Below are 22,944 nucleotides of genomic sequence, written 5' to 3'. Positions count from 1 at the left end.
CATCAACCTCTGGTAATTTGAATACGGGGCATATACGACCAACACCATTGCACCAAATTTGATAACTGCAACATAGGCCAGCGGATCACCGCAGGCGAAAAGCGATACAAACTTCGATAACCTGTCACGCCAATCACTAAAACACTGGATAAACTGGCCATGGGTTTATCCACTTCATAAGCTTGCTGCCACACAGACCAAGTATCGGCTCGTGTGAAAGTACTTTGAATATAGTCAATTTCTTTTTCAACTGTCATAGGTAACAGCTTCAAACCTAAAAACTTTTCATTTACGAAGGTCACCTCACAAGCAAACGTGGCCGTCTCTGTCACCTTCTGTAGCACTATGTTGACCTTGTCACCTAAGCCAAAGAGCACCCCATTTGGCTTACTTACTCGCAGGCCACCGAACGAAAAATCTAACATTCTAACGGCATATAAATGGCCCGAGTCCAGTGCGACTGTGGCCGGCAGGTCAACCGCAATGCGGTGACTCGCCCGCACCTGCTTGGTCTCCGCAGCGACCGCCAAGGCACCGCCTAAGATCAACAGATTGTATAAGGTCCAAAATAAATTAATGACGAGACTGCCTACTAAACCTTCTGGTAACGCAAATAAGCGCCAGATGCCCCACACCGCGCCGCTCAAATTAAGAAAAATCAAAATGATAAAGGGCCGGCTAATCGCCCAATCAAAAAAGCTCCCCTCTATCAAGCCGCCTTTGGCAGTTACATTGAAGCTGCCTTTGTGAGGCGCAAACAAAGCGACGGTAGTCGGCACCGCGATATACCAAGCCAGTACAGTTTCATAAATTTCCCCCCAAAAAGAATGTCGGTACTCCCCTTGGATGCGAGAATTGGTAATGTTGGCGTGAAACATGTGCGGCAAGACGTAGAGAAACAGGGCAATCGCCGGGGCATAAATAATATAAGCATCGAGCAATAAAAAGCCCAAGGGCGCCAGTAAGAAAATCAGCCGCGGAATACCCGATAAAAAGTGCAACATGGCATTGGCGTAACACACTCTTTGGTTCCACTTTAAACCTTTACCCAAGATTGGGTTATCGAGCCTAAAGATTTGTGCCATGCCACGGGCCCAGCGGATCCTTTGGCCAATGTGCGCCGACAAACTATCGGTTGCAAGGCCTGCTGATACTGGCTGTTTAAGATAAGCGGAGTGATACCCTAAGCGGTGCATTTTAAGGGCAGTGTGAGCATCTTCCGTGACGGTTTCAACAGCAATGCCACCCACTTCCATTAATGGCGCGCGTTTTAACACCGCGCACGAGCCACAAAAAAATGCCGCATCCCAGGTGTCGTTACCGTCTTGTACTAAGCCATAAAACAAGTTGCCTTCGTTGGGCACATCACGAAAGTTTGAGAGGTTTTTTTCAAACGGATCGGGAGAAAAAAAGTGATGTGGGGTTTGCACTAGGGCCAGCTTTTTATCTTTTAAAAATGCTCCCATAGTGACCTGAAAAAACGCCCGGGTCGGTATATGGTCACAATCAAAAATGGCCACATACTCGCCTTTTGTGTGCTTTAGGGCGTAATTGATATTGCCGGCCTTGGCATGCTCATTGGTGGGACGGCGAAAATAACCCACGTTAAACTGCTTAGCAAAAGCTTCAAAGCTGTCGCGCTTACCGTCGTCCAGAATATAAATATTGAGCTTATCTTTCGGCCAATCAACGCCAAGGGCAGCGACTACTGTGGCCCTGACGACCTCAAGATCTTCATTATAAGTTGGAATAAACAAGTCTATGGATGGCCAAGTGGTGGCATCTTCAGGCAGCGGTACGGGCTTGCGATTGAGCGGCCAAATATTTTGTACATACCCCAGTACAATAATGACCCAAGAGTATGACTCAGCAGCTAATAAGATCAGGCCTAACACTAAGTCTAATTCTTTGTCCCAGTTAATGGTCGAGGTGTAGCGCCACCATATATATCGACAAGACGCGGTTAAGGATAAGACAATTAACAGCATGTTAGGCAAACGCCCGGCAATGCGGTTAATTAACCCGCCTAAAAACATCAAAATCAAGACAAATACCGCTTGAGCTTGCCAAGTAAAAGGCACCGTTAAACACAGCGCAGCCAACAAGGCTAATACCAAGGTTAAGCTGGTATTTATGATGCGGTTTTTTTGTTGCCAACGCTTTGCTTTAGGCACGGGACGCTCAGCCACACGGTCAACCCATTTTACCCCTAGCTGCAAAGGCCAAAAAGCGCCGCGAAGCAGCCAGCTAAAAGTTTGCTTAATAAGCAGCCAATGGCGATACAAGCGCCAATCGGCAATAGAGAAATGAGCATAAAAAAAGCAATTCCACACCGTTTGCAGCAACATTCTCACACCGTCACCAGGGCTAGGTTGACGCCAATTTACTTGGGGATAATCATGTTGCCAATCTTGCTGGTTAAACCACTTTGTCGACGTCACCGAGCGCATTAACAAAAACCACAAAGCAAGTGATAGCGAGGAGTCTGCGCCTTGCGGGGCCTTTGCTAATGCCTGAGGTTGCACCCACATGGCAAGAATATTCATGAGCTTTGGGTTTGCTTACTCGCATTAGCGACTAACCAAGTTGCTAATGCTCTAAAGTCATGACTGGCTTGAGCATTGGGAGAATACTCTACCACTGATGTCATACTGGTTAAGGCTTCTTGTACGGCAATATCGAAATGAATTTTTGTTGAAATAAAGCGTTGCGCAAAAGCGCCTTGGTTTAATAAAAGTAAGTCTTGTTGGATTTGATGAAACACAGAGCATTGATTAGCAACCACAAAGGAATCTGCAAGTTCAGCCTGGTTCGAAGGGCGCCGTAAAAGGCTAAATGACACAGGATCACAGTGGATGACGGTTAAAACAGTGTCTGCGAAGGCTTTGATTTTTGATAGCAGTTTAGCGTTGAACATGGCAGGAAAAGAGAGCACAACAAACTCATATTCACGAGACAGAGCCGTTAGCATTGCCGGCAACACTCGTTGCAACAAAGACTCAATCAAATTTGACCAGGGTAAACGCTCAATGTCACTGGGCAATTGAAACAGATCACCAAAGGGGAAAAAACGCACACCTTGCGGACTGACATAACCGCCTAACATCCAACTTTGCTGGGTCAGCTCAGCATAAACCCAGCCATTTGGATCTGCTTCATTTTGCCCAAACCACATGCCTAAAATATTGCGCGGGTCCAGGTCAACAACGGCGGTAGTGCGGCCGCTTGCATTAAGGGCATAGGTCAAGTTAGCCGCTATGGTCGTAGCGCCAACACCGGAGGTAATGCCTTTTACCAAAACCCTTGTCATTAAATATTAACCGCCTCGAATAATTGCTGCTTGCTCCTGCGCTTGCACTGGGCCACGCTCAATATGATTAATATTGGTTATATTATTGGTAAGTTTCCACTTTTTGGTCAATTTTTCTTGCTTTTCTGCCAAGCCGATTTCTTGGTAAGAGTCACCTTCAAGGCCATAAGCTTGATAAATGTGATGGATGTCTTTAGAAACAGATTTCATCTCACGATTCCCCCAATAACATGAAGGCGCCATGCTAGGGAATTAAAATTGCAGCTACAATATTCTATAACCCGTATAAGTTTCGCAATTCAATGAGTTATTTATCGCATATGAATGACAATTTTGAACACCCTCGGTTGTTTGTTACGCTAACTCAGTCCGACTTGGCCGCCGCTTGGCTACTCGTTAAGGGCTTAGATAGGCCATTATTGGGCTTAAAGCACAACAAAAAAGCGAACCTCGTCAGTGGCTTAACTCAGGCTGAGTTCACTCAACTGTGTTGTGAACAGTGCAACGCGCTAAAGAGTGATTTGAATCACACTTTCTCAAGTACCTATTTACCCTCATCCGAAGACAGCAAGCTGACCTTAAACGCCCTGCTTAATGACATTTCGGCGCTAAACTTATCTCATAAACCACCTTTATTGCTGCTCTGGCGGGCCAACCAAGCACTCAGTTCAGAGCACTGGCAATATATACTGCGTTGGCATCGACGCCACCGTTTTAACCTTCATTTAGTGCTTATTTGTACCAGTCCCAACGAGCAACTGATTAAACTGCAACCTTATTTACAAGCCCTGCGACACTTGGCCGAAGTGCAATTATCTCATTCACAACTGCGAGCATATATCCATCAAGCATTTACACCGTTTGGTTTGCAGCAACATAAAAGCATGACTGCTAACCTCAACGACGAAACCGCAACATGGGAGCCTGAATCTACACTGCCACAGCAAATACTCAGTGAAACCATAGAGCAAGTATTCTATGGCCAAGCCGTAATAAAAAGCGGCGAGCAGGCACCTTCGCATTGGCACTGCTTTGATGACATCGAACAGCTAGAAAAGCTGATAGGACAAAGCCAACAAAGCTGCGCCGTATTCTCATGCGAAAAATTTGAGCAGGTAAAAACCTTAGCCAAATCCATTTATTTATTGCGACAATTTTTTGGCCCAGCCTTGACGATTTTGGTGCGTGAAATTGCGCCTTGTATTCGCTATAACGACCTGTATTTACTGTTACGCTGCGGCGCAAATAATGTGGTGACCTTTAATCAACCTTTTTCTCACCTTGTCGACCAAGTCATTGCCAATAGCCATCAACTGTATGCTAAAGCTCTACCTAAAGGATTTGAGCCACTATTGGCAGCTTACCAAGCAGCCACTCAACAAAGTGGTGCGGTGTCAGAACCAGACTTTTACCGACTGGTGCCACAAGCTATGCAACAACTGCAGACTAACCAACTGGCGTTTGCTCTAATACAACTTGAAGCAAGCCATAAACTGTCTGCTAAAGAATGTGCCAAATACTGCCTGACCCGCAGAAGCGGCGATATCTATTTAGCCAAAGGCCAACGACTGTTGCTGTTTTTAAGTTCCATTCGACAATCTGAAATCGCCATTGCCCTTGCCAATATTTTCCAGATAGACATCAACGAGCTGTTTGCCAATCATCATATTTATTATGACCAGAGCAGTATTATGCAGGCATTGGAGCAAGCCAAACATGACACCCTACAAGTGACTGAAGTGGTAGCTAACGGCCACTTGAGCCCAACCTTACTGACCAACCTTAAAGACGATCGTCACAGCGCCTTTGCCAAAGCCGTGCCCTTTCACCCCAACGAAGGTAGGCATCATGAACATAGATGATTTTACTATTACCGTAATAGTGAGCTTGCTGATTGGTTTTACCATTGGAGTGCTCACATGCCTGTTGCTACCCAGCATATACCGAGTGATTCGACGCAATACCCAGCACCCGAAACACCTTAAAAAAAACCATTTTGAGGACGCTTAATGGCACTTTTCCAAGCTCATCGTGCACATATTGGTTGGTGGAACGTATTTCTACTGTTTAAGTTAGTATTGGCAGTACAAGAGGTTATAGGCTTTGATCCTCTTTATAACTTTGCCTTTGTGGCTTTTTTATTATTGCCGATACCGACTCGCCTTGGCGGCATCATCAAACAAGCTCTGGCGTTAGTTCTGGCAGCTTTGCTATTGCATCACGACTCATTTTTACCGCCCCTTGATCGCTTGTGGCAACAAACCGATCAGCTGATGCAGTTTGACTGGCGCTATTTGCTTGAACTGGCCTCGAGCTTTGTCTCTGTCCCCGCTTTGGTATTAATTGCCACGTTAGCGGTATTTTATGCCTACACCCACCAGTTTATTCGCGTCAGCAGTTTTGTGTTGGTGGCCATGCTCTACCTTTCTTGGCCCGAGTCACCTAAAGAGCACAGCGTGAGCCAACCGCAAACCGCAGCTGGCGAAATCGCCTCAAGCGGGCAAACTCAAGCCCAACCACAAACTGCCGCAGTAGACACTTCAGATGAGGGCTTGAACCAATATCGCAGCGATTTTTTTGCCCAAGAGCAAAGCAAGGTATCGAGCATAAGTTCGCTATCCCTTGATAGCAAACCCAACTTCGACATTTTACTGTTAAATGTCTGCTCGTTGTCTTGGGACGACCTGGCTTTTACTAAACAAAGCCAACACCCTTTATTTTCAGAGTTTGATATTGTCTTTAAAGAGTTCAACGCTGCAACTTCTTACAGCGGCCCCGCCGTACTGCGCTTATTGCGCGCCAGTTGTGGCCAGCAGCCTCACGCCGATTTATTTAGCCCGGTGAGCAGCAAACAATGCCTGTTGTTTGAACAACTGACACGACTTGGCTTTCAACAAGAGTTAATGCTCAACCACAATGGCGAATTTGACGCTTTCACTAGCCATATTCAACAAAACATGGGGAACATTTCGCCTTTAGTCGATATCAAGCAATTAACCCCTTATCAATATGCTTTTGACGGCAGTCCTATCTACCGCGATAAAGACGTCCTTAATGCATGGCTCGACAAAAAAGACAACACGGCCAGCGCCGCTTTATACAACACCATCAGTATTCATGATGGCAATAAAGTGGTTGGCAACAACAAACTGAACCGAATTGAGACCTACCGGCAACAGCAGAAGGTGTTGCTCGATGATCTGTACGCATTTTTTCAACAGTTACAACAAAGCGAGCGCAATATTGTTGTGGTCCTGATTCCTGAGCATGGCGGCGGTGTCAGAGGGGACAAAATGCAAATATCCGGCATGCGCGAAATTCCCACCTTCGCCATCACTCATGTGCCAGTGGGGGTCAAATTCTTTGGCCCAGATGTTGCGGTAACAGGCGGCCCTGTAACAATAGACGCCCCGTCGAGCTACTTGGCGCTCAGTGATTTACTGGCCAATATCATCTCTGAGCCGGTATACAGCCAACCCGGCGTCAGTATGGAAAGCTTAACGCAAGCCCTCGACCACAGTGAAGTGGTGTCAGAAAATAGCGGTACGACCATGTTAAAAGTCATTGGTAACCAGTATTACACCTTTGATAATGATAAGTGGACCTTGTATAAACCTTAACTAGGCATTGTGCTTTATTTGAAGTGAGTGCGGCTGGCTTTTGGTATCAATATGCCAGAGAAGGCTTTGCTTTTATTCATGAGGGCGCTGTAATGTTATGGCGTAGCGTAAAATAGAAATAGAAATAGAAATAGAAAAGATTTAAATCGCGCATACCAAAGATAGGGATACGCGCGATTCATTAGGCTTGAGGCTGAATTACTTGTAGAAAACTTCCACTTCCCCTTTAAGCTTTATCAGCATTGGCTGACCAAAACGGTCTTTGGCTTTTGGCGAAGGAATTTTTACCCAACCTTCGCTGATGCAATACTCTTCGATATCGGTTTTTTCTTTACCATTAAGGCGAATGCCGATGTCATGTTCAAAGCATTCCTCTACATGGTATGGGCTACGAGGGTTACCCGATAAGTGGTCAGGTAAAGCAGGTTTGGCTGTATTGTCGCTCATATTTGTTTCCTAAAAACAGTGAGAATAGCGCTATTGTAGACAAAGCCCGTCGGCCACTCAACCACACCAGGAGCGGTAAGCATAAACCCTTGCCCGCGCTTCACCGCTACTGAGCACATTTAATGGTTTAACCCTGCTCGCTAAAATGAACTTTAGACCAAGGCAAGTAGAATACGGGCCAGCACGACCGCACAAGTAATGTTCGAAAGGCCAGCGGTTTGATCTTCATCGAAGAGCTTTAATAAAAACTTGGCAGCTCAATTTGAAAACCCTGATGGGCTTACCCCGCAATGCCAGTCTTTTGCGTTTTAAACGCTAGTGGATACGTAGCTTTTAGTACACGTGTCAGGGCTAATAGCTCGCGCTTAAAAAACCAAAGAAAATCAATAAAAAAAAATTATTATTATAAAAATTTATTATAATTTTATTTTATCCAATGACCTCCATATACTCTCTTCATCGAAACAAATTACTGCATTTAAAATGAATTGGGAGCAAATTATGAAAATGAATCACGTAGGCATCATGGTAGGCGACATGGACAAAGCGGTAGAGTTCTACACGCAAGCACTAGGCCTAAAAATTGTAATGAACAACACCAAAGTACTGGAAGAGCGCGAGTCTGCCATCGGCCGCATGTGTATCGCCGTATTCGGTGAAGGCTTCAAAGGTTTCAACATTGCTCACCTAGTCACCACCGATGGTATAGGCGTAGAAATGTTTGAAATGAAAGAGCGCCAAGAGCGCCACGAAGTCGATTTCTCTCGCCTTGGTATCTTCCACTTCTGTCTGCAAACCGATGACTTTGAAGGCGTGATGGAAAAAGTCGAGAAATTTGGCGGTAAAGTGCGCATGGACGTTATGCGCTACCACCCAGAAGATGATAGCAAGCCAGCAAAAATGGTTTACCTAGAAGACCCGTTTGGTAACCTGTTTGAACTTTACTCGCACACTTACGAAGAAACGTACGCCACTGACTATGAGTAAGTGCTTACCTGCCTGTAATTAAGGTAGAAAATCGCCCCTCTCTAAAAAGGATTGGTATAAAACCAATCCTTTTTTTTTGCCTTCCATAATAAGATCGAGGCAAAGTAAACAACCTAAAAATAATTGCCCGCAGGGCATTTCATTGCCACGCCCTGCTATCTAAAAATCATACATTCTGCGGCACTACTCGCCAGAGCAACAATGCATACTAAGAATTGAACCCGTCGGTTAACGCAAAAAGTTCGCACAATCACGCTTAAACACTACGATTGTTATGTTGAAAACTAAAATTAAGATTGGAGACGTTTATGAAAATGAATCATGTGGGCCTGATGGTCGGAGACATGGACAAAGCAGTAGAGTTCTACACAAAAGCACTCGGCCTTCGCGTTGTAATGAATAACACTAAAGTCATCGAAGAGCGTGAATCGGCCATCGGCCGTATGTGTATTGCGGTATTTGGTGAGGGCTTTAAGGGTTTCAACATTGCTCACTTAGTCACAACAGATGGCATTGGCGTTGAAATGTTTGAGATGAAAGATCGCCAACAGCGTCACGAAGTCGACTTTTCTCGCATCGGCATTTTTCATTTTTGCCTGCAATTGCCAAAAGAACAGTTCGCTACGGCAATCAAGCGTGTTGAGGAGTATGGCGGTAAAGTGCGTATGGACATCATGCGTTATCACCCCGATGACGAGTTAAAACAAGCACAAATGGTTTACCTCGAAGATCCGTTTGGTAACCTTTTTGAGTTTTACTCACATTCTTACGAAGATACTTACGCATCTGATTACGAGTAACATCCAAGTATTTCTTTAACACTGACATTAAAAACTAAAAAGGCTGACACCGAGTGTCAGCCTTTTTATTTTTTCTTGTCGCTATTCCATGCTTCACCTTATCTTACAGGGGTAAACGAGAATGATGACCGTGTACCGCTTTGTGCACCAAGCCGCCGGTCACTTTTTAACTTGTGACTGTAATTCCGCAGTGATAAGGCAGACATTCTCCTCTGAACCATCCATTGCCAAACGTAGACCAATAAAAATGTACTTAGTATCAAACATGTCAGGGGCCAACTCGGAAGTACCCTTGCCCACTTTATAGAAAGGTTGCGTGTGGTTCATATGCCAATCACGACGTGGGTACCTTTACACTCAGAGCCATCATAAGTGTAAGTGCCGCCCCCCATCAATTGGGAAGATATGTGCTCTTGAGAAACGATTTGCGTCGTAATGTAACACTCACCTGTGTTAGGCAGGGTGAGCGTAAAGCCTTCGCTTACGTCAACAACAACCATAGAGTAAACCACGCCATTGTATGGCGACACGACCCAACGGTCTTCCGCTTTTGCTAGCGTGGTAAAATGAAAGATGCCGTTAATGCCTTCACGCTGAGCCATGTTTTTCATGAAATGCAGCGATTCAGACTCGATAAACTGCTCTGCAGTCATACCGTAATCTTGTGGGTTAATGTCCCAATTGGAAGAATCAATCGGGTTAATCGCATCAAAAGGCTGAGCAATAGCCAACCCCGAGCAACCTGCAAGTAATGTTGCAATCAGTGTCTTGTTCATAAGAGATACCTATTTTCGTAAAAGGATAATCGCATCAGAGATGCAGTAAGAAACTTGAGTCGACAAAGCGACAATCAGTAAAACCTGTTTACTCAACGCTAACGCTGCGAATGCTGTCGATGAAGTCAATAAATGCCATCTCGTTGTTTGGCTTGTAGAAACGCCATACGCCTGTCCAGCCTTCTTGCACATCAACAGAGTGAGCAACGCCAGGGCAATTGAAGGCCACTTCGAATGTGTCACCATTGTCTTTCATGCTCTCGTGTCCGATGTAGAAGTTGTCTTCTACAATCCAACCTGCGGTGTCATACGTGGTGAGCGAGAAGAAGCCACCGCCCACTACGTAAGGTAGGTATTGCGCTTCGTAAGAAGACCGCCGTGACCGACTGCAGTAGCGTACAAGTAAGAAGTGGGATCTGCTTGTTCAATGTCTTTTACAAAAGACATGTGCTCTAAGATTTTCGCTTTACTTGCTACAAACTCTGTCACCAACTTCTGGCGAAGTGCGGTTACCTCTGCTTCTGCGTAACCTTTTGAAGGGTATGGGCGAGCCGAGTTGGCTTCAATGCTAAGCTGTTGTTGACGCTCTGCCGTGTCATCACCTGCAATTTTTGTGCGGGCAAGCATGTGAACATACTCACCGTTAATATCATCCGCCGTGATAGTCAATGATTCACCCCGTGATACCACTTGGTGAGAAAGATGCTGCTCATCCATGATGTGAATGATTTGATAGTGCCCTGACTCAGGTACAGTGAAAGTGGCACCTTTGGATACATCAACGATGGCAATAGAGTAAGCAACGTCTCGATTTGAGCGAATGACTTGTTGGTTATCGATGCTCACAGGCGCGTCATGCATCCAAGTATTAACCCCCAACTTTGCTTGAACACCGGCGAAGTACCAATCAGTTTCAGCTTCAACGTAATTGTCTTTGCTTACTTCAGCTGCAAAAACTGACGCAGGTGCAAGGGACATGAGTGTCAGTAGCAGGGATTTTTTCATAGCAGGTCTCTAATAAGCTTGGATATTGGGTGTCGATATTGGCTATCGAAATGGAATACCAAAAGAGTATGACAAGAAACCAGAGAGCAAAAAATAGACTAGCAATGATATAAAACATCACTGATAGTGATATTGAAATGAGGAAACAAAGCGTATTTTAGCGCGAAATAAAAAAGTAGAGGGTCAGAGCATGAGTGCTCTCACCCTGGGTTTGATGCAGAAAATGTTACTTTAAAGTTATTTATATGCCACTTTTTACATCAAATAAGCGGTTAAGTAGTTTAGTTTTGAGCAATGTCGTTGTTAATTTGCCTAATGGTACTCTCAAAAGTTTCTGGTAGCATCCCCATTCCCGTTGAAAATAAATTTAAGTTTTCAAATTGTAATTCAGTAAATGGATCGCTTGAAGCTAGTAACTGTAAGTAGAGTACTGAAATGAATGATATTTTGGCTGATTCATTCATTGAACGAGCTTTATGAAAAGCATAACTTTCTATGCAGGTATTTTTGTCTACCGCACTATTTGCTTTTTCCACTGTTTTATGTGGAGCTTTATCATCTGCTGACCTAATATACCAATTCGTGATGTCTGATAAACAAGCATCAGAAAACGAGCCGTCTTTTTTCTTAATCAAGCAGAACGTACTGACAAGTAATTTATTATTTTTATTTTTTGTTATAGAGGAATAAACAACAAGAAAAATCCCTCCTAAAATGAGGGAAATCCAGAAGAAAAAGCTATGTATAATAGCAGTGGTCGTCATGCTTGCCTCTACTGGGAAGTCTTGTGGTAATTGGCCTGCTCTTTTCAGATCGTTTATTCCTCTGCCGTAAATATCACGATAGTAGTCAGACTGAATGCTATCAGTAAGAGCATAGTTATCCGTCACCGCACCTAAACCAAAAATACCAAATATGAAGACCCCGCTCGTCTTTACTGCAACAATTTTTTGTTTTCCATCAATCTTAACTATGTGCCCAGTGGAATATAATTGCTCTCCGGCCGTGAAAATTAACGGTATACCGCCTGCAAATGCCGAGGGACTTGATAAAAATAGTAATATAGCAATAACAGGCTTAAAAAGTTGTCTCATTTTTGCACTTCCTTGATTATTTCCTCTATTTTACCCCCCCCTTTAATTATTAAAAGTATTAATAATTCAATACTTTTAATAATTTTAACAATTAAATAGCTATTCAAGTGTCCCTTTAAGCTCACCTGACTACACCAAATCCAGTAAACGATCGAAGACAGTGCAGGGGGAGCCAAAGGATCTTTGCCCTATATAGCGAAAGATTCAACAACTCTGAAAGTCTTTGGGAAGGCAGTGAACAAATATGATGTTGAAAAGCGCAGAACTTGGCGCAAACTGCATCTTGCAGTTGATGTCGATACTCCTGAAGTGATTAGTGCATAAATAAGCCTCGTCAGCGTTAGTGATAATGAAATTTACCTGACATTTTGAAAACGCTTCGCAGGAAATTTCAAACTGTATCAGGAGAAGGTGCTTACGACATCGCAAAGTATCATAACGTAATACTAAACAAGGATTGCAAGCCTTGTATATTTCTTAGAAAAAATGCAGGCTACAGGGAAAGTGGCGCCACGAAATGAAGCGGTTGATGTACTTAAACGCGATGCTCTACCTCAGTGAAAAACTGATTCAAGCTACCACGACCGTGCAATCTTTGAGGCAACAATGTCTCGATATAAAGGGCTTGCTAACGACACATTGAGCTTGAGGTGTTACAACGCTCAAGTTGGTGAGGCATCAGAAATGTTACAACGATGAGTAAGCTCCTAGGGTTAGTTGTATCTGTTCGAGACAGGCCGATAGACTGCACGGGGTAGCGATGTTTTTTCCTTATTTCACCAACAAGTCCGCTTTAATACTAACGTTTTTAATAGCGGGGAGAGGCCCCGCTATAATGTTTCAGACCATTAAAGAAGGAATAATTGATGGAATTACAACCACCTTTATTACTCCTTCGAATCATTGGTCAAATCAGTAGGAGCTAAAGCCAACCTCTTGTCTATGAGGCTTATGCTTTTGCCAGCGCTTGTTCCACGTCGGCGATGATGTCGTCGATATTTTCAATGCCGACGGAAATACGCACTAACTCTTCGCTGACGCCCGCGGCGGCGAGTTCTTGGCCGTTAAGTTGGCGGTGCGTGGTTGATGCAGGGTGACAAGCCAGCGACTTGGCATCGCCAATGTTGACCAAGCGTAAAATCATCTCTAATGCGTCGATAAATCTGGCGCCGGCCTCTGCGCCACCTTTAATGCCAAAGCTTAAAATGCCTGACGCTTTACCGCCGCAGATTTTCTGACAACTGGCTTGGTAAGGGCTGCTTGGCAGCGCGGCGTAATTTACCCAGTCTACTTTTTCATGGTCAAGTAGATATGCCGCCAGTTTTTCGGCGTTTTCACAGTGGCGCTCCATCCGCAGGCCAAGTGTTTCAAGCCCCTGCATAATTTGAAACGCATTCATCGGTGAAATGGCCGCGCCGGTATTTCGCAGTGGCACCACGCGACAACGGCCAATAAATGCCGCCGCCCCTAATGCTTCGGTATAAACCACGCCGTGGTAAGACGGATCTGGCTCGTTAAAGACTTTAAAGCGCTCTTTATTTGCTACCCAATCAAACTTGCCTGAGTCAACAATAATGCCGCCAATAGAGGTACCATGGCCACCGATGTATTTTGTTAATGAGTGCACCACTATGTCTGCGCCATGTTCAAACGGACGACACAAGAAAGGCGTCGCTACCGTGTTATCCACTATCACAGGCACACCATGACGGTGGCCAATTTCAGCCAATTTAGCAATGTCGACAACATTGCCCGCTGGGTTACCAATAGACTCACAGAAAATGGCACGGGTATTTTCATCTATGGCTTGTTCAAAGCCATCGTAGTCATCGTGAGACACCATTCGACATTCAATGCCTTGCTTAGGCAATGAATGGGCAAATAAATTATAAGTGCCACCATACAACTGGCTGGTACTAACGATGTTAGTACCCACTTCGCACAAGCATTGAATTGCGTAAGTAATTGCAGACATGCCAGAGGCCACAGCTAACGCGGCAATACCACCTTCCATCGCCGCTACTCGCTGCTCTAATACGTCGGTGGTTGGGTTCATGATACGGGTATAAATGTTGCCAGGAACTTTTAAATCAAACAAATCAGCGCCATGCTGAGTATCGTCGAAAGTGAACGAGGTGGTTTGATAAATAGGCACCGCCGCCGCTTTGGTGGTCGCTTCCGATTCATAGCCGTGGTGCAACGCAATGGATTCAAGTTTCATGTTGGGTCCTTGTAATGACTTAGAGCAATAAAAACGCAAATAACATAGCAAGGTTGTAGCCCATGTCTTTGCCCTAGAACAGGCTATAACAATAAATACGTAAGGTATTTCACAAAAGGCGGCTGATTGATTAAAATACGCGCCCTGTTGGGTTGGAGAGCCAAATGAAAAATAAAGACACATTATTTGCCGCACCGGTGGCGCAAATGGGTAATTTCAGTTTTGATGAAAACGTTGCTGAAGTATTCCCTGACATGATTAAGCGCTCTGTGCCAGGTTATTCCAATATCATTTCCGCTATCGGCATGATCACCGCACGCTTTGCCAAAGAAAATACCCGCTTATACGATTTAGGCTGCTCCCTCGGCGCTGCGACCCTAGAAATGCGCCGAAATGTCTCTTTAGCAGGGTGTGAAATCATCGCCGTGGACAACTCAAGCGCCATGGTTGAACGTTGTCAACTACACCTTGACGCCTACAAAGGCGAGGTGCCCGTCAAGGTACAATGCGCCGACATTTGCGACATCAAAATAGAAAATGCCAGCTTAGTGGTACTTAACTTTACCTTGCAATTTGTGCCCAAAGCCGAACGTCACGCTTTAATTAAAAAAATATACCAAGGCCTCGTGCCCGGCGGTGTTCTGGTGTTGTCTGAGAAGTTTCATTTTGATAATGACGTCACTCATAACGTGCTATTTGAATTACACCATGACTTTAAACGCGCCAACGGTTACAGCGAACTTGAAATCAGCCAGAAGCGCAGCGCGCTCGAAGACGTCATGGTGCCTGATACCGTCGAACAAAATAAACAACGTTTACAACAGGCGGGCTTTGAACACGTGGAACTTTGGTTTCAGTGCTTTAACTTTGGCTCTATGGTTGCCATTAAATAACCCCTCGCCACTCTTGCCACATTTAGGTTCAATAATTACATGATCGACTTTTCTAATTTTTACCACAAGATTGCCAAAAACAATTTAAGCCACTGGCTCACCACCTTACCCGCGCAATTGGCGAAATGGGAAAAAGACAACCTTAGGGGCGAGTTTCCGAGCTGGCAAAAGGTGTTAAAAAAGTTTCCGGATGCGCCCACGGATCACCTCGATATTCAATCCCAAGTGTCGGTGGGCAAAGAAGGTGAACTGCCACCGGGCGAGCAAGCCAAGTTAGGTAACCTGCTGCAAAAGTTTCACCCTTGGCGCAAAGGCCCCTACACGGTACATGGCATACATATCGACACCGAATGGCGCTCTGACTTTAAGTGGGACAGGTTATTGCCTCATATTAGCCCTCTCAAATATCGCTACGTGCTAGATGTGGGCTGCGGTAATGGCTACCACATGTGGCGCATGCTGGGAGAAGGCGCGGAGTTTGTGGTGGGCATAGACCCATCGCAGCTGTTTTTATGCCAATTTGAAGCGATTCGTCATTTCGCAAACCAAAATCAAGACATTCATTTATTGCCTTTAGGCATACAAGAGCTGCCTGAGCTCAAAGCATTTGATACCGTTTTTTCAATGGGCGTTTTGTATCACCGTAAATCCCCCATCGACCACATTCAGCAATTAAAGGCGCAACTAGTACCTGGCGGCGAGCTCGTGCTTGAAACCATTGTCATTGAAGGCGGTGAAACTGACGTGCTAGTGCCCAAAGATCGTTACGCAAAAATGCGCAACATTTGGTTTATTCCAAGCGCAGCCGCCTTAAAGCTGTGGGTCGAAAAGTGCGATTTCGAAGACGTGCGCATTGTCGATATTTCAGAAACCACGAAAGACGAGCAAAGACAAACGCAATGGATGCGCAACGAGTCGCTGGACGACTTTTTAGACCCACAAGATCCAAACTTGACGGTAGAAGGTTACCCCGCTCCCAAAAGAGTGGTGATAATTGCCCGAAACCCAGAAAAGCGATTAAGCTAAAAGAAGTAAAAATAAATTGGCGTTAACTTGTCATAACGCCGTAAATCGCTTAATTTCAAATAATAACAGTAATAATAAAACGATAACTTAGACTCCCTGAAGGAATTTGCTATGCCATGGAAAACCCTACTGCTTAGTTCAGCTTTACTGCTGTCCGCATGTGCCACCAATAATCCAGAACCTACCGTTACCCCTGAAATGCTCACTCAGGAGCTATCCCAAACCGAGCAAAACATCATCACTCAATGCACAGAGATGAATGGGGTACTGCTTGAACAAAACAAACGGCTGCAAGACCTTGAGCATGCTGTCGTGCGTGCCAGTAATAAAAAAGTCGTAGTAGCACCTGTCGCTGCACCCAAGTGTCCTAAGCCAAAAGTGAATGCCAACATCGACGGTAAAACGATTGTTGGTGACGAAGAGTGGGTATTAATTACGCCGCCGAAAGTGAAGTTACTTGCCCGTGTTGATACTGGCGCAGCCGTTTCTTCTATTCACGCTACTGACATTGTTGAATTTGAACGTGACGGTGACAAATGGGTGAAATTTAACATCGCTCATGCCGACGGCAGCGATCCTGTATTAGTTGAAAGCAAAGTGATCCGCACTGCTGAGGTAAAAAAAGCCAGTGCAGAAGAGTTTGATAAACGCCCTGTGGTTCGTTTAAACATTAAATTGGGCCCGCTGAGTGAAGAAGCCGAATTTAACCTAAAAGATCGTGGCCACATGACTTACCCCGTTCTACTAGGCCGTGAGTTCTTAAAAGACATCACTCTAGTGGACACAGGTAAAAAGCAAATTCACACCGAATACAAACCTAAAAAATAATAATAAAAGGTAAATAAGTATGGCTTCAAAAACGCCCTTTTATATCTTGGTCGGCATATTGATTGTTGTTGGTCTTGCGTTAACTATTCAACGTCACGTGGCATATGAAGTGCCATGGACACCCGGGGTAAAACGCACCGTTTGGTCGGTTGATGCAAAAGTAGAGTTTAATGCCAATGGTGAAAGTGTCAAAGCTTCACTGGCTACGCCAATGAGTCAGCCAGGCTTTACGGTGCTGCACCAAAACGCAGCTTCACCGGGTTATGGCTTAAACTTTATTGAACAAAATAATACGCCACGCGCTGAATGGTCCATCCGTGAGGCGAATGGTGGCCAAGAACTGTTTTACAAAGTGCAGCTGTTGGAAGATGAAAACTTGGAACTGGCCGCCTTGGGCGTACCGCCACAGTTAGACATTCCAGAATTTAAAGAACCCTACTCCATCGCCGCTTCACAAATGACAGAAAAAGTCACCGCGCGAAGCGCAGACGCTTTTTCATATACCCGTGAACTGCTGAAAGAGTTTGACCGCAAAGACTTATCGCAAAACGCAGAGCTATTGCTTGAAGGCAACAGTAATCAAGCGCACTTAATTGTAAGATTACTCAACTTAGCCGAGATTGAAGCACGTTTAGTGGGCGGTTTAACCTTAGAAGATGGTCGTCGTCGTCAACACTTACAACCTTACATTCAGGTTTTCCAAAATAGCGATTGGTTATTGTTTGACCCGCGAACCGGCAAAGAAGCCGACCGCACTAACTTGTTGTTATGGGAACAGTCTGGCACCTCACTTCTGGATTTGGTCGGCGGCTCAGACTCTGTGGTCACCTTCTCGATGATCAAACAAGATCAACCGGCAATGATGGCGGTGAAAGAGAAGATTAACAGTCAAGATTTACTGAACTTCTCTATTCAAAGCTTACCGATTGAAGAGCAAGCATTGTTTAAAGGTATCTTACTGATCCCATTTGGCGTATTGGTGGTCGTGCTGATGCGCGTCATCGTGGGCCTGAAAACATCGGGAACCTTTATGCCTGTGTTAATCGCCATGGCGTTTATTCAAACCAGCCTACTGACCGGCTTAATTGGATTTTTGGTCGTTGTCGGCACGGGCCTAGTAATCCGTTCCTACCTCTCTCGGTTAAACCTCTTATTGGTGTCGCGAATATCCGCCGTCATCATCATGGTTATTCTGATGATAGGGTTATTCTCCGTGGTGTCTTACAAAGTCGGCTTAAGTGAAGGCCTTAAAATCACCTTCTTCCCGATGATCATCCTCAGTTGGACCATTGAGCGTATGTCGGTACTGTGGGAAGAAGAAGGCCCTAAAGAAGTCATGTTACAAGGCGGTGGCAGCTTGATTGTGGCTATCTTGGCTTACATTGCGATGAACAACGAGTACGTGCGCCACTTAACGTTTAACTTCTTGGGCCTACAGCTCATTATCATGGCGTTAGTACTGATGCTAGGTAACTATACAGGTTACCGTTTACTTGAATTGCGTCGCTTTAAGCCTTTGGCGGAGGACTAAAATATGTTTGGTTTTCTTGCCAGTCCTAAAACCCTTAGGGGGAAAGGCATCATGGGAATGAACCAACGTAACGGCCGTTATATTGGCCGTTACAACCCAAGACGCTTGTACCCGTTAGTGGATAATAAACTTAAAACCAAAATTATTGCTCAAGAAGCTAACGTTACCACGCCTGGCCTCATCGGCGTGATTGGCTCTCAGGTTGAGGTCAAAGGCGTCGTTGATATGGTAAAAGATCAACCCGGCTTTGTGATTAAACCGGCTAAAGGCAGCGGTGGAAAAGGTATTTTGGTTATTACCAAGGTTGAAAATGGCCGTTTCTATAAGCCCAGCGGCGAAGAAGCGACGGTAGAAGACTTAGAGCGTCATGTTTCTAATATCTTAGCCGGACTGTTCAGCTTAGGCGGCGCGCAAGACGTAGCCGTAGCAGAAGCCTTGATAAAGTTTGATAATGCTTTTGATGGCTTTAGCTTTGAAGGTGTCCCAGACGTGCGTGTGATAGTGTTCAAAGGCTTTCCGGTCATGGCCATGATGCGTTTGTCTACCGCCGCCTCAGACGGTAAAGCGAACTTACACCAAGGCGCGGTGGGCGTTGGCATAGACATAGGCACAGGCAAAGCTATTCGCGCCGTGCAATTTGACTTGCCGGTCGAGTTTCACCCTGATACTCAAAAAGAGCTTAAAACCCTCGCAGTTCCAGGTTGGGACAGGTTGATGCACTTGGCTTCAAGTTGTTTTGAAATGTCTGGCATGGGCTACTTGGGTACTGACATGGTGTTAGACAAAGAAGAAGGGCCAATGTTATTAGAACTTAACGCTCGACCTGGTTTAGCCATTCAGATTGCTAACGGCGAAGGCATTTTGCCTCGCTTGCAACAAATTGAGCAATTAGGCGATGAACACGGCATGGATGTAGCCGCGCGTGTTGCCTACTCATACAAGCACTTTTCTCGCAATGTGTAACACACCTTAGCCAATATAAATTACCCCGAAAGCCGCTTGTAGCGGCTTTTTTATTGTATCAATACGGTAAAGACTTCAGAACAATTACTCTGCAACAAGACGGGCATTGCCTTTCTAAACGAGACCAGTATTCGGCTCCAACCCATCCGCCTCTGCCACAATCGACCATCCACTACTACGTCATAGCAGCCGATGCAATCTGTAATAAACAGCTCAACTTTGTGAGTGACCGGTTCACACGAGTCAAAGTCGGCGATTTCAATGACTCGACGAAGCTCAGATAGCTCTCGAGGTTTTTCATAATCTTGAGCTGGCGTAGATTCTCAATTCGCCCGATTGCTGTATAATTAAATTACATTTTTTTGATGTTTATTTGTGCGGCGATACATAGGCACCTCCTACCTTACATGGTCGAGCAACCTTATAAAGTCGCGCTAATAAACTTTTAATAAAAAAATATTTTTAATCATACACTTAGAGGTATAAATGGAGTTCGTACAGAAAAAAGGTTCAACTAAGCATACATTCATCTTCAAAGACGACTTTTTTAACTTTGCTTATAAAGAAAAAAGCGGTAGTGGAGATATCGATTTTAACTATGGCGACTTACCTGAAAAATCATCGGTTAAAATTGAAGAAAATGAATGGTTAAGAAACGTTGGTTATTTGTGGTGTGGGCTAGGCGTTGCTTTTTCAGTATATGATAGCTACAACCTAGCAGCATTAACAATAAATTCTTTCTGGATAGTTACTGGCGCACTTTGTGTTCTATGGGCATTTTTCACTAAGGTTACTTACACAGTGTTTCAAACTGAACGTGGGAATATATATGTCATGAAAGATAAAAAGCATGATGCAGTTGTTGATGAACTTACAGCTCGGCGAAAAAAACAACTACTTTCTTGGTATGGCGACATTAATCCAAATAATGAACTAGAAAGTGAAATAGATAAATTTAAATGGCTTGTAAAACAGAATGTGATGACTGATGAGGAGGCAAATATTAAGATTGCTGAAGTGAAATTTAACCATACAAATCACAATAACGCATCCGTTCAGCTTCTGAACTAATTGCCTAACAATCCGTTACAGTGCGACAAAATACAGTTGGCTATCTTCGCTGTGCTCAAGTTTAGTCAACAGAGTTTTACACCTTAACAGGAGCGTTATGCCTCTAGGAGAGATATGCTTGTTCCATCGACTTACGAGCGTATAGCAGATTACCCTGATTTGATAGTTCTGCTTGAATGGCCATTCTATTTTGAAATTTGTAAGCCATATCTTTTATCTAAAGAATGGCCTATCTCCATTTCGAAAGAGCTTATCGATCTGGTAGAAGATGGCTCTGGAGGTGCATATACAAGTCATTTAAACGGAAAATTAACAGTTGGCCGTCGTTTCACGATTTTAGTCAACCATTAACTTACGCTTATTGAGATGTTAGCACTAAAAATATGAAAGAATTTACTGGAAAGGAAAAGTTAATCGAAAGTCTTGAGGCGGTTCTTGTTAAGAATGGCGATATTAATGCCACTCTCAACGAATTTCGAGCTTTGTATTCAGGTATAGATCTTGGCTGTTCGCTAGTTAAGCCATTTTTAATAGCGCTAATTGAAACTGAAAGTTTAAGGTACAGCATTTTTTATCAGAGTGGCTCAAAACTGTCTAAGAATGCTATTGAAATATCGCATATGGATTATTGTGCATATCTTTGGAAGGATGAAGGTGGGTGGTGCTTAGACGACGACTTCTATAAGCCCAGGGATATAGCTAAGGAGTTAGCTGATGCCCCTTTGTTAAAAATGATTCCGGAGAACGTTAAAGATCTTGAAAAACTACTGGTAAAAGGGATGTGGGTATTTAGTCACAACTTACCAAAATACGATGGAAGTGCACCAGATGATATTGGAGAGGTGCTATCTTGGGATAGTTCAAATATTTTAACAGGAACAAAACTTGAGAATATTTCGGTTATTTCTCGATCTGAGTGGAGTCGCCTGACAAACAATGAGAATCATTGGTTTGAGTAAAAGAGCTAACAAGCGTAGGCTGGCGGATCAATTTTTCGCTCATTCCTCGCTACAAATTGCCGGCAGCTACCAGCGTTAACTGCTCGTTCAAACATGGAAGTATTGTGAAAGTAATCAAAAGCAAAAATTTCAAATCTGATCGCGCTTGGGGCGCGCAAGACATCGCTAATATGAATGGTATTACGACGCGCTTACATTGGACAGATAAACCTTACGAATGGCATATTAATGACGACGAAGAAGTATTTGTAGTCTTAGATGGTGTCGTAGAAATGTTGTTCAAAGATAGAGGTGTTGAGAAATCGGTCGTTTTGGAAACAGGAGACATCTTTTATGCGTCTATTGGAACTGAGCATGTTGCTCACCCTCGAGGCGAAACCAGAATATTGGTTGTCGAATCGGAGGGAAGCGTTTAACAAGGTTTTCGAGCCGGACTCGTGACACAGCTTGCTCAGTTCTACTTCGTTTCATGTTTTAGCAAGCTTTTACTCGCCATTTAAAGTGACGATATTCGCTAAGGAGAGATCGTGAATGAACCAATAGAATCCGACAAATTCTTGAATAGGCCAGAAACCGACGCCAAAGCATTGGTAGATTACTTCAACCTTGAATTTGGCCTTTATCAATTCGATGAAAGCGAAGGTCCACTTAAAAATACTTTTAAAGAAGAGGATTTTAAATTCATCGGGTTTTTTATTAGTCAATCAGGGCAAGAAAGAATGTACTTCTCTGTAGAAGGCAAAGACAATCTGTTTGCTATTTCTGTCCCATTGACTAATGGCCAGGCAATGTTATCAATGACAGATGAAACATATGCAGACCTTAAAGAGTTCACCTTTGATGAGTAATTGGCAAGCGTATAACAATTTTATCGAAGAGTAGCTAATGTTAAAAAAGGATTATTTACACTATGAAAAACTTGTATTTAGTATTAGCCATTTTAGGTGGCATAATTCCATATTTATTCTTTTTTCAATTCTTTCAGATTGAAGGACTAAATATTCCTTTTTTTATTGCGTCATTATTTGAAAATGGTGCTGCTGCAGGTTTCAGTGCAGATCTGTTGATTAGTTCCTTCGTATTTTGGTTTTTCATGTTTAATGACTCCAAAAAACCTACCAATCCAAAACCATACCTATTTATTATAATAAACCTTACTATAGGGTTAAGCTGTGCATTACCTGCTTATTTATATGCAAAGGAAAGAGTCAAAAATAACTAGGCGTTGTTACCTAAATCAGATTGAACTAACTGAGTCTTCGCGGATCTGAGCAATATCGAGATCAGGTGGGTTACCGAACATGGGCAAATCGAAAGGCAAGATTACCAATTGGAACAGGGCAAGATCGTGAACGTTTTTTGAGCAGTCTATACAGTTCAATTTGACGCCCAGGCACTATCGTGATCTTATAC

At 44.0% G+C, this 22,944-nt stretch carries 25 protein-coding genes; 15 read left to right on the top strand and 10 right to left on the bottom strand.

Annotation, left to right across the window (positions count from 1 at the left end; all coding sequences use genetic code 11):
* Positions 1-2 precede the first annotated feature (2 nt).
* From bcsA to D1Z90_RS07870, 3 genes are read right to left on the bottom strand one after another with little or no spacing between them, the layout of a single operon-like run.
* A complete protein-coding gene (bcsA, locus tag D1Z90_RS07880) occupies positions 3-2,546 on the bottom strand; it encodes a UDP-forming cellulose synthase catalytic subunit (protein WP_119910212.1) in 2,544 nt (847 codons plus the stop codon).
* A complete protein-coding gene (bcsQ, locus tag D1Z90_RS07875; RefSeq protein WP_119910211.1) occupies positions 2,543-3,310 on the bottom strand; it encodes a cellulose biosynthesis protein BcsQ in 768 nt (255 codons plus the stop codon). The genes bcsA and bcsQ overlap by 4 nt, the downstream gene beginning before the upstream one ends.
* 6 nt (positions 3,311-3,316) lie before the next feature.
* Entirely contained in the window at positions 3,317-3,520 is a 204-nt protein-coding gene (locus D1Z90_RS07870) for a hypothetical protein (protein WP_119910210.1), read from the bottom strand.
* A gap of 110 nt (positions 3,521-3,630) precedes the next feature.
* On the opposite strand from D1Z90_RS07870, the gene D1Z90_RS07865 reads away from it, so the two are divergent.
* Both D1Z90_RS07865 and bcsG read left to right on the top strand, forming a co-directional pair.
* Positions 3,631-5,172 (top strand): BcsE family c-di-GMP-binding protein, encoded by a 1,542-nt coding sequence (locus D1Z90_RS07865; protein WP_158587082.1) that lies wholly within the window; start codon positions 3,631-3,633, stop codon positions 5,170-5,172.
* Between the two features lie 147 nt (positions 5,173-5,319).
* Positions 5,320-6,930: a cellulose biosynthesis protein BcsG gene (gene bcsG, locus D1Z90_RS07860; protein WP_119910208.1), complete on the top strand. Its 1,611-nt coding sequence runs from the start codon at positions 5,320-5,322 to the stop codon at positions 6,928-6,930.
* Between the two features lie 198 nt (positions 6,931-7,128).
* Here the strand turns inward: bcsG and D1Z90_RS07855 are convergent, their stop codons facing one another.
* Positions 7,129-7,377: a DUF3297 family protein gene (locus tag D1Z90_RS07855; RefSeq protein WP_119910207.1), complete on the bottom strand. Its 249-nt coding sequence runs from the start codon at positions 7,375-7,377 to the stop codon at positions 7,129-7,131.
* A gap of 501 nt (positions 7,378-7,878) precedes the next feature.
* Between D1Z90_RS07855 and D1Z90_RS07850 the strand changes: the two genes are divergently transcribed.
* Together D1Z90_RS07850 and D1Z90_RS07845 are read left to right on the top strand one after the other, a co-directional pair.
* Complete coding sequence (locus tag D1Z90_RS07850) at positions 7,879-8,364, top strand: VOC family protein (RefSeq protein WP_119910206.1); 486 nt, start codon at positions 7,879-7,881, stop codon at positions 8,362-8,364.
* A 308-nt stretch (positions 8,365-8,672) separates the two neighbouring features.
* Positions 8,673-9,164, top strand: coding sequence for a VOC family protein (locus tag D1Z90_RS07845; protein ID WP_119910205.1), 492 nt, complete (start codon positions 8,673-8,675; stop codon positions 9,162-9,164).
* Positions 9,165-9,323: 159 nt separating this feature from the next.
* On the opposite strand, the gene D1Z90_RS21285 is transcribed toward D1Z90_RS07845, so the two are convergent.
* The 6 genes from D1Z90_RS21285 to D1Z90_RS07825 all read right to left on the bottom strand — a co-directional run bounded on the left by D1Z90_RS21285 (position 9,324) and on the right by D1Z90_RS07825 (position 14,260).
* Complete coding sequence (locus tag D1Z90_RS21285; protein WP_158587081.1) at positions 9,324-9,491, bottom strand: hypothetical protein; 168 nt, start codon at positions 9,489-9,491, stop codon at positions 9,324-9,326.
* Entirely contained in the window at positions 9,488-9,940 is a 453-nt protein-coding gene (locus D1Z90_RS07840) for a DUF1254 domain-containing protein (protein ID WP_119910204.1), read from the bottom strand. Before D1Z90_RS07840 ends, D1Z90_RS21285 begins: the two co-directional genes overlap by 4 nt.
* A gap of 88 nt (positions 9,941-10,028) precedes the next feature.
* Entirely contained in the window at positions 10,029-10,196 is a 168-nt protein-coding gene (locus tag D1Z90_RS21505) for a hypothetical protein (protein ID WP_198419075.1), read from the bottom strand.
* An 83-nt stretch (positions 10,197-10,279) separates the two neighbouring features.
* On the bottom strand, positions 10,280-10,945 hold the full coding sequence (locus D1Z90_RS07835) for a DUF1254 domain-containing protein (protein ID WP_198419074.1): 666 nt from the start codon (positions 10,943-10,945) through the stop codon (positions 10,280-10,282).
* 281 nt (positions 10,946-11,226) lie between these two features.
* Positions 11,227-12,039 (bottom strand): hypothetical protein, encoded by an 813-nt coding sequence (locus D1Z90_RS07830; RefSeq protein WP_119910203.1) that lies wholly within the window; start codon positions 12,037-12,039, stop codon positions 11,227-11,229.
* Between the two features lie 949 nt (positions 12,040-12,988).
* The gene (locus D1Z90_RS07825) at positions 12,989-14,260 is read right to left on the bottom strand and encodes an O-acetylhomoserine aminocarboxypropyltransferase/cysteine synthase family protein (RefSeq protein ID WP_119910202.1); all 1,272 of its coding nucleotides are present in this window, start codon (positions 14,258-14,260) and stop codon (positions 12,989-12,991) included.
* Positions 14,261-14,424: 164 nt separating this feature from the next.
* Between D1Z90_RS07825 and cmoA the strand changes: the two genes are divergently transcribed.
* The 11 genes from cmoA (at position 14,425) to D1Z90_RS07770 (ending at position 22,753) form a co-directional block, all read left to right on the top strand.
* Positions 14,425-15,153, top strand: a complete 729-nt coding sequence (gene cmoA, locus D1Z90_RS07820; RefSeq protein ID WP_119910201.1) for a carboxy-S-adenosyl-L-methionine synthase CmoA — start codon at positions 14,425-14,427, stop codon at positions 15,151-15,153.
* Positions 15,154-15,192: 39 nt separating this feature from the next.
* Entirely contained in the window at positions 15,193-16,179 is a 987-nt protein-coding gene (gene cmoB, locus D1Z90_RS07815; RefSeq protein WP_119910200.1) for a tRNA 5-methoxyuridine(34)/uridine 5-oxyacetic acid(34) synthase CmoB, read from the top strand.
* 111 nt (positions 16,180-16,290) lie between these two features.
* Positions 16,291-17,007 carry an ATP-dependent zinc protease family protein gene (locus D1Z90_RS07810; protein ID WP_119910199.1) on the top strand — a complete coding sequence of 239 codons (717 nt, stop codon included), beginning with the start codon at positions 16,291-16,293 and terminating at the stop codon, positions 17,005-17,007.
* A 19-nt stretch (positions 17,008-17,026) separates the two neighbouring features.
* Entirely contained in the window at positions 17,027-18,538 is a 1,512-nt protein-coding gene (locus D1Z90_RS07805) for an inactive transglutaminase family protein (RefSeq protein ID WP_119910198.1), read from the top strand.
* Between the two features lie 3 nt (positions 18,539-18,541).
* The gene (locus tag D1Z90_RS07800; RefSeq protein ID WP_119910197.1) at positions 18,542-19,501 is read left to right on the top strand and encodes an alpha-L-glutamate ligase-like protein; all 960 of its coding nucleotides are present in this window, start codon (positions 18,542-18,544) and stop codon (positions 19,499-19,501) included.
* A 486-nt stretch (positions 19,502-19,987) separates the two neighbouring features.
* Complete coding sequence (locus D1Z90_RS07795) at positions 19,988-20,572, top strand: hypothetical protein (protein WP_119910196.1); 585 nt, start codon at positions 19,988-19,990, stop codon at positions 20,570-20,572.
* 114 nt (positions 20,573-20,686) lie between these two features.
* Positions 20,687-20,923: a hypothetical protein gene (locus D1Z90_RS07790; RefSeq protein WP_119910195.1), complete on the top strand. Its 237-nt coding sequence runs from the start codon at positions 20,687-20,689 to the stop codon at positions 20,921-20,923.
* A gap of 32 nt (positions 20,924-20,955) precedes the next feature.
* Complete coding sequence (locus D1Z90_RS07785; RefSeq protein WP_119910194.1) at positions 20,956-21,531, top strand: hypothetical protein; 576 nt, start codon at positions 20,956-20,958, stop codon at positions 21,529-21,531.
* 104 nt (positions 21,532-21,635) lie between these two features.
* Positions 21,636-21,947, top strand: a complete 312-nt coding sequence (locus D1Z90_RS07780) for a cupin domain-containing protein (RefSeq protein ID WP_119910193.1) — start codon at positions 21,636-21,638, stop codon at positions 21,945-21,947.
* 111 nt (positions 21,948-22,058) lie between these two features.
* On the top strand, positions 22,059-22,379 hold the full coding sequence (locus D1Z90_RS07775; protein ID WP_119910192.1) for a hypothetical protein: 321 nt from the start codon (positions 22,059-22,061) through the stop codon (positions 22,377-22,379).
* A 62-nt stretch (positions 22,380-22,441) separates the two neighbouring features.
* Positions 22,442-22,753, top strand: coding sequence for a DUF2834 domain-containing protein (locus D1Z90_RS07770; RefSeq protein WP_119910191.1), 312 nt, complete (start codon positions 22,442-22,444; stop codon positions 22,751-22,753).
* Positions 22,754-22,944: the final 191 nt, after the last annotated feature.

This window comes from Motilimonas pumila (assembly GCF_003596335.1).
GTDB lineage: Bacteria > Pseudomonadota > Gammaproteobacteria > Enterobacterales > CBDFNC01 > Motilimonas > Motilimonas pumila.
The sequence above is the reverse complement of the archived record's forward strand: the minus strand, read 5'-3'. Positions and strand labels throughout refer to the sequence as shown.